This window comes from Microbacterium enclense (assembly GCF_004022425.1).
Taxonomy (GTDB): domain Bacteria; phylum Actinomycetota; class Actinomycetes; order Actinomycetales; family Microbacteriaceae; genus Microbacterium; species Microbacterium enclense_A.
In genome coordinates this window covers 1-6,055 of sequence record NZ_RBZY01000101.1, presented here as the reverse complement: position 1 = coordinate 6,055, position 6,055 = coordinate 1, and the positions used below count along the sequence as shown (strand labels likewise).

6 protein-coding genes are annotated in these 6,055 nt (G+C 70.1%); all 6 read left to right on the top strand.

Translation table 11 applies throughout. The features are described from left to right. The coding region (locus tag D8Y23_RS16040; RefSeq protein ID WP_128219041.1) for a DUF418 domain-containing protein at window positions 1-1,003 on the top strand (1,003 nt) is incomplete at its 5' end. 39 nt (window positions 1,004-1,042) lie between these two features. After that, window positions 1,043-2,476: an argininosuccinate lyase gene (argH, locus tag D8Y23_RS16035; RefSeq protein ID WP_128219040.1), complete on the top strand. Its 1,434-nt coding sequence runs from the start codon at window positions 1,043-1,045 to the stop codon at window positions 2,474-2,476. 45 nt (window positions 2,477-2,521) lie between these two features. Beyond that, complete coding sequence (locus D8Y23_RS16030; protein WP_128219039.1) at window positions 2,522-3,169, top strand: SatD family protein; 648 nt, start codon at window positions 2,522-2,524, stop codon at window positions 3,167-3,169. Then, window positions 3,166-3,879, top strand: coding sequence for a hypothetical protein (locus D8Y23_RS16025; RefSeq protein WP_128219038.1), 714 nt, complete (start codon window positions 3,166-3,168; stop codon window positions 3,877-3,879). The genes D8Y23_RS16030 and D8Y23_RS16025 overlap by 4 nt, the downstream gene beginning before the upstream one ends. A 38-nt stretch (window positions 3,880-3,917) precedes the next feature. Next, on the top strand, window positions 3,918-5,231 hold the full coding sequence (tyrS, locus tag D8Y23_RS16020; protein WP_128219037.1) for a tyrosine--tRNA ligase: 1,314 nt from the start codon (window positions 3,918-3,920) through the stop codon (window positions 5,229-5,231). Next, a complete protein-coding gene (locus D8Y23_RS16015) occupies window positions 5,231-6,028 on the top strand; it encodes a DUF4184 family protein (RefSeq protein ID WP_128219036.1) in 798 nt (265 codons plus the stop codon). The genes tyrS and D8Y23_RS16015 overlap by 1 nt, the downstream gene beginning before the upstream one ends. Window positions 6,029-6,055 lie beyond the last annotated feature (27 nt).

Genomic DNA, 6,055 nt, shown 5'->3' with positions numbered 1-6,055 from the left:
GATCGATCCCTTCTCCGCCGACGATCCCGCGACCTGGACCGACGTCGTCAACGGGCGCTCGTCGATTCTGTTCGCGACCCTCGCCGGCGTGTCGATCGCGCTGGTGACCGGGGCGACCCGGCCGCTCACCGGTTCCGCCCGGACACGGGCGTCGGGGCGTATCGCCCTGCGCGGGGCGCTGCTGTGGGCGATCGGCATCCTGCTCGTGATGACGGGCGTGCCGGTCTACGTGATCCTGCCCGCCTACGCGGTGTTGTTCGCTCTGTCGATCCCGTTCCTGGGCCTGCGGGCCCGATGGCTGTTCCTCGCGGCGGGCCTCGTCGCGGTGGTCATGCCGTGGGTGTACCCGGTCCTCGACGCCGCGCCGATCTGGAGCGGCCTCGGCGGGGACGAGCTGGCGGCCTTCGTGGGCTGGGCGTATCCGTTCCCGGTGTGGATCGCGTTCCTCCTCGCGGGGATGGGACTCGGCAGGCTCGACCTGCGCCGCGTCGCCGTGCAGGTGCGGGTCACCGCCATCGGCGCCGCGCTCGCCGCCATCGGCTACGGCGGCGCCGCGACGTTCGGTTCCGCGCTCGCCGACGACCCGTACCTCGCGGCCGTCGGGAGTGCCGAGGCTCACTCCTCGGGGCTGGGAGAGGTCGTCGGCTCCGGCGGCTTCGCCTTCGCCGTGATCGGGGTGTGCCTGCTGGTGTGCGGCACGCCGCTGCGGTGGCTCGCGATCCCTCTCCGGGCCGTCGGGTCCATGCCGCTGACCGCCTACGTCCTGCAGATCGTGGTGTGGGCGGTGTTCGCCGCCGCGGTGCTGGGCGACACGTCCGACCTCGTCGGCGTGCGCGACGCGGGGTTGTTCCTCCCGCTGACCCTGGGTCTGGTCGTCGGCTGCACGGTCTGGGCTCTGCTGGTCGGGCGCGGCCCGCTCGAAGCGCTCATCGACGGCATCGTCCGTCGTGTCACGGGACCGCCCGCCGCGCGCGACGCCGTGCCGTCGCCGCCTGCGTCGTGAGCGCGGGGCGCTGTCCGTCGCCCTCGCTAGGCTGGGTCCATGAGCAGTGAGAGCGGTCAAGGAACGAACGAGGGCGCTCTCTGGGGTGCCCGCTTCTCCGGCGGGCCGTCCCCCGAACTCGCGGCTCTGAGCCGCTCGACGCACTTCGACTGGGACCTCGCGCTGTACGACATCGCCGGATCCCACGCCCACGCGGCCGCTCTCGAGGCCGCCGGGTATCTCTCCGCCGATGAGGCACGTGACATGCACGCCGGTCTCGACGGGCTGGCCGACCGCGTCCGGGCCGGGACGCTCGTGGCGGCCCCCGGCGACGAGGACGTCCACGGGGCGCTCGAGCGCGAACTCATCGAGGCGGTCGGACCGGCGCTCGGTGGCAAGCTCCGCGCCGGTCGCAGCCGCAACGATCAGATCGCGACGCTCGTGCGCCTCTACCTCCTCGATCACGCGGGCACGATCACGCGCGACCTCCTCCGCCTGATCGATGCGCTGGTCTCGCAGGCGGCCGCTCACGAGTCGGCCATCATGCCCGGACGCACGCATCTTCAGCACGCGCAGCCCGTACTTCTCGCCCACCACCTTCAGGCCTACGGATGGGCCTTCGTCCGCGGCATCGAGCGGTTGCGTGACTGGTCCGTGCGGGCGTCCGTCTCGCCTTACGGCGGGGGAGCGCTCGCCGGTGCCACCCTCGGCCTCGATCCCCAGCTGGTCGCCGACCGTCTGGGTCTCGCGCGTCCGTCCGAGAACTCCCTCGACGGCACGGCCTCGCGCGATGTCGTCGCCGAGTTCGCCTTCATCACCGCCATGATCGGTGTCGACCTGTCCCGCCTGGCCGAAGACGTGATCCTCTGGAACACGCGCGAGTTCGGCTTCGTGACCCTCGACGACGCGTACTCGACGGGGTCGAGCATCATGCCGCAGAAGAAGAATCCCGATATCGCCGAGCTCGCGCGCGGCAAGGCGGGGCGGCTGATCGGCAACCTCTCGGGCTTGTTGGCGACGCTCAAGGGATTGCCGTTGGCGTACAACCGCGACCTGCAGGAAGACAAAGAGCCCGTCTTCGATTCCGTCCGCACGCTCGAACTCGTGCTCCCGGCCTTCTCGGGGATGATCTCGACCCTGCGGTTCCACACGGCGCGCATGGCCGAGCTCGCCCCGCAGGGCTTCTCCCTCGCCACCGACGTCGCCGAGTGGCTGGTTCGCCAGGGCGTGCCGTTCCGCGACGCGCACGAGATCTCCGGCGCCCTGGTGCGGGCGTGCGAGGAGCGCGGCATCGGTCTCGAGGATGCCGACGATGAGCTGTTGGCATCCGTGTCGCCGTCATTGACACCCGAGGTCCGCAGCGTCCTGACGATCGAGGGATCGGTCGCGAGTCGCACCGGAGCCGGGGGGACCGCGCCCGAGCGTGTGTCGGAGCAACGTTCGGAGCTGGTGTCTCGCGCGCAGACGGCAGCGCACGCCTTCGGCATGCAATAAGTAAAACACTTATAATCACCGAAACATTAGCCATACACTGATCACATGATCGCCGCCGTTATCGCTGACATCGTCGGGTCCCGCGGACTCGCGGATCGTGGCGCGGCGCAGCGGTCGATTCGCGCGGCGATCGAGCGGGCGGAGGCTGACGTCCCGCTCGCGGTCTCGCCACTCGCGCCGGTCGTCGGTGACGAACTGCAGGGAGAGTACCCGACGATCGCGGCCGCTGCGGCGTCGCTCCTTCTTGTTCGACTCAACCTGCCCGACGGAGTCGACTGCCGTTTCGGTGTCGGGTTCGGCGATGTGCAGCCGGTCGATCTCGGCGATCGCACGATTCCCGAAGGTCCCGCGTGGTGGGCGGCCCGGTCCGCGATCGAGCGGGTGGAGGCCCTGCAGCAGCGTGCCGCACCGCTCGCGCGGACGTGGTTCGGCACCGTGGAGGATGCCGACCCCTCCGTGCGACAGATCGTGGCCCTGGCCAACGCGTATGCGCTGTCGCGGGACCAGCTCGTGTCATCGATGAGCGAGCGGACGCGGCGTTTGACATACGGCCGGTGCGTGGGGCGATCGCAACGCGAACTCGCCATCGACGAGGGCATCACTCAGTCCGCGGTCTCGCAAGCGCTCGCCTCGGCCGGCTCCGCCGTGGTCGTCGAGGGGTTCTTGGCCCTGAGCGCCCGGGAGACATCATGATCGCGGCCGGTCTGCTGCTGCTCGCCGTCGGCGGCGTCGATCTGCTCCGACGGCTCATCACCCGTCGTCGTCCGCTGGCATTCGCGGTCGCGGGGGCCGTGCTGGTCGCCATGTCGGCCGGAGCGGATGCCATCGTCGCCGGCATCCTCGCCCTCGCGGTCGCGGCCATCTGGACCTGGGTCGTCCCCGAGTCCGGATCCGCTCGCACGGGACTGTGGCCGGTGGGCCTCCTCGGCGTGACGGTGGCGGCGTGCGTCGTCGTCGCCCCGGCCCGTTCGCGCCCCGGTCTGCTGGGCTCGGTGTGGGAGGCCTACGGCCCGCGCGCGGACGTCTCGATCGACGTCCTGCTCCTGGTCGCGGGGTGTCTGCTCTTCCTCCTCGAGTCGGGCAACGCCGTGGTCCGCATCGCGTTGCGCGCCGAGATGGGTGAGCGCGTGCTGCCCGCGACGGGCGACGCACCGGCCACGCTGAAGGGCGGCCGCCTCATCGGGCCGCTCGAGCGCATCCTCGTGTTCGCGCTGACCCTCGCGGGGGCGTACACGTTGCTCGCCGCGGTGCTCGCGGCCAAGGGCATCGTCCGCTTCCCCGAGATATCCCGGGACGGAGAGGGCGGCGATCGCGCGGAGTACTTCCTCATCGGCAGCCTGGTCAGCTGGGTGACAGCGCTCGCCGCCGCCTTCACCGTGTGGTGGGGCGTGCAGGGCGGTTGAGTCCGGGTCCGCGTCGCTGCCGCTGATAGCCTGAACGGGTGTCTGCGCCCTTCGACGAGCTTTCCGTGCGCGCCCTCGCGCCCGCCAACGACCCCGCGTTCGATTCGGTGTGGGACGAGCTCGTCTGGCGTGGACTCATCCACGTGTCGACCGACCAGGACGAGTTGCGCGAGCTGCTGTCCGGTCCGCCCATCGTCTTCTACTGCGGCTTCGACCCGACCGCCCCGAGCCTGCACCTCGGCAACCTCGTCCAGCTGCTGACGATGCGTCGCCTGCAGCTCGCGGGGCACCGCCCGCTCGGGCTCGTGGGCGGTTCGACCGGCTTGATCGGCGATCCCCGCCCGACCGCCGAGCGAACGCTCAACACCCCCGAGACCGTCGCGGCGTGGGTCGATCGGTTGCGCACCCAGGTGGAGCGCTTCCTGAGCTTCGAGGGCGACAGCGCCGCGCGCATGGTGAACAACCTCGACTGGACCGCCCCCCTTAGCGCGATCGATTTCCTCCGCGAGATCGGCAAGTACTTCCGCGTCGGCACGATGCTGAAGAAGGACGCGGTCAGCGCTCGACTGAACTCCGAGGCGGGGATCAGCTACACCGAGTTCAGCTACCAGATCCTCCAGGGCATGGACTACCTCGAGCTGTTCCGTGCCTACGGCTGTGTGCTGCAGACGGGCGGCAGCGACCAATGGGGCAACCTCACCAGCGGCACCGATCTCGTCCGCCGAGTAGAGGGAGCGTCGGTCCACGCGATCGGCACGCCGCTCATCACGAACAGCGACGGCACCAAGTTCGGCAAGAGCGAGGGCAACGCCATCTGGCTGGATGCCGAGATGTGCAGCCCGTGGACGATGTACCAGTTCTGGCTGAACACCGACGATCGCGATGCCGTCGAGCGCCTGAAGGTCTTCACCTTCCTCACCCGCGGCGAGATCGAGGAGTACGAGCGTCTCGTCTCGGAGGAACCCTTCCGCCGCGCCGCGCAGAAGCGCCTGGCACGCGAGGTGATCACGACGGTGCACGGCACGGAAGCCGCCGAGGCCGTCGTCGCGGCGACCGAGGCTCTCTTCGGCCAGGGCGATCTCACCAGCCTGGATGCCACGACCCTCCGCAGCGCTCTCGAGGAGTTGCCGCATGCATCGTTGCCGGCGGGCGCCACTGTCGTGGATGCGCTCACGGCCACGGGACTGGTCAGCAGCCTCAGTGAGGCGCGGCGCGCGATCGCCCAGGGGGGAGTCACTCTGGACGGACACAAGGTCACCGCCGACGACACCCGCGTGACCGGTGGATTGCCCGGTGGGGTCTCCGTGGTCCGACGGGGGAAGAAGACCCTGGCCGGGGTGTTCGTCGGCTGATGCCTTTCACGCTGAGCCATGCCGTTGTCGCGCTGCCCTTCGCGCGAACGCCGCTGGTTCCGGCGGCGATCGCCATCGGGGCGATGACGCCCGACCTGCCGTTGTTCGCGCGCGGCATGTGGCCCGATTACTCGATGACGCACGATCCGACGTGGGTACCGATCACCACCGTTGTCGCCCTCGTGCTCTTCCTCGTCTGGCGATGCGTGCTCCGTCCCGCGGTCCGAGAGCTCTCCCCCCGCGTCATCGCCGATCGACTGCCGGATCGATGGGACGCCGGCTTCCGTGACGGACTCCGCGAGTCGTTCCGCGGGGGAGTGGGAGCGCTGCTCTGGCTGATCGTCTCGCTCGCGCTCGGCGTCGTGACGCACATCGCGTGGGACCTGTTCACGCACGAGGGACGCCTCGGCGTCGAGCTGATGCCCTTCTTGGATCAGCAGTGGGGACCGCTCCCGGGTGTCAAGTGGCTGCAGCATGCGTCGAGCGTCCTGGGCCTTGTGATCCTGACCGCGTACGGCCTCCTGTGGGTGTCGCGTCGCGGCGTCGCGCCGGTGCGGCGAGTCCTTCCCGATGCGGTGCGTGTCATCTGGTGGGTATCGCTCCCGGCGGCTCTCGTGATCGGCGGAGTCATCGCCGTCGTCGCGACGGCCTCCGCCGGCACCGTGATCACACCGACGGCGCTCGTCTACGCGGTCCTGACTCGTATCGCGGCGGCGTGGGCGATCGCGTCCGTTCTGCTCGCTCTCACCGTCCAGGTCCGTCGCCGTGCTCAGATCCGCGGAATTCCGGGGTCCTGAGGTCGCGACACGCCCGGGGGGCGGTGT

What these genes read in the sequence shown, in the direction of transcription:
- argH (WP_128219040.1), top strand. Translation starts at nt 1,043, where the DNA reads ATGAGCAGTGAGAGCGGTCAAGGAACGAACGAGGGCGCTCTCTGGGGT.
- D8Y23_RS16030 (WP_128219039.1), top strand. Translation starts at nt 2,522, where the DNA reads ATGATCGCCGCCGTTATCGCTGACATCGTCGGGTCCCGCGGACTCGCG.
- D8Y23_RS16025 (WP_128219038.1), top strand. Translation starts at nt 3,166, where the DNA reads ATGATCGCGGCCGGTCTGCTGCTGCTCGCCGTCGGCGGCGTCGATCTG.
- D8Y23_RS16015 (WP_128219036.1), top strand. Translation starts at nt 5,231, where the DNA reads ATGCCTTTCACGCTGAGCCATGCCGTTGTCGCGCTGCCCTTCGCGCGA.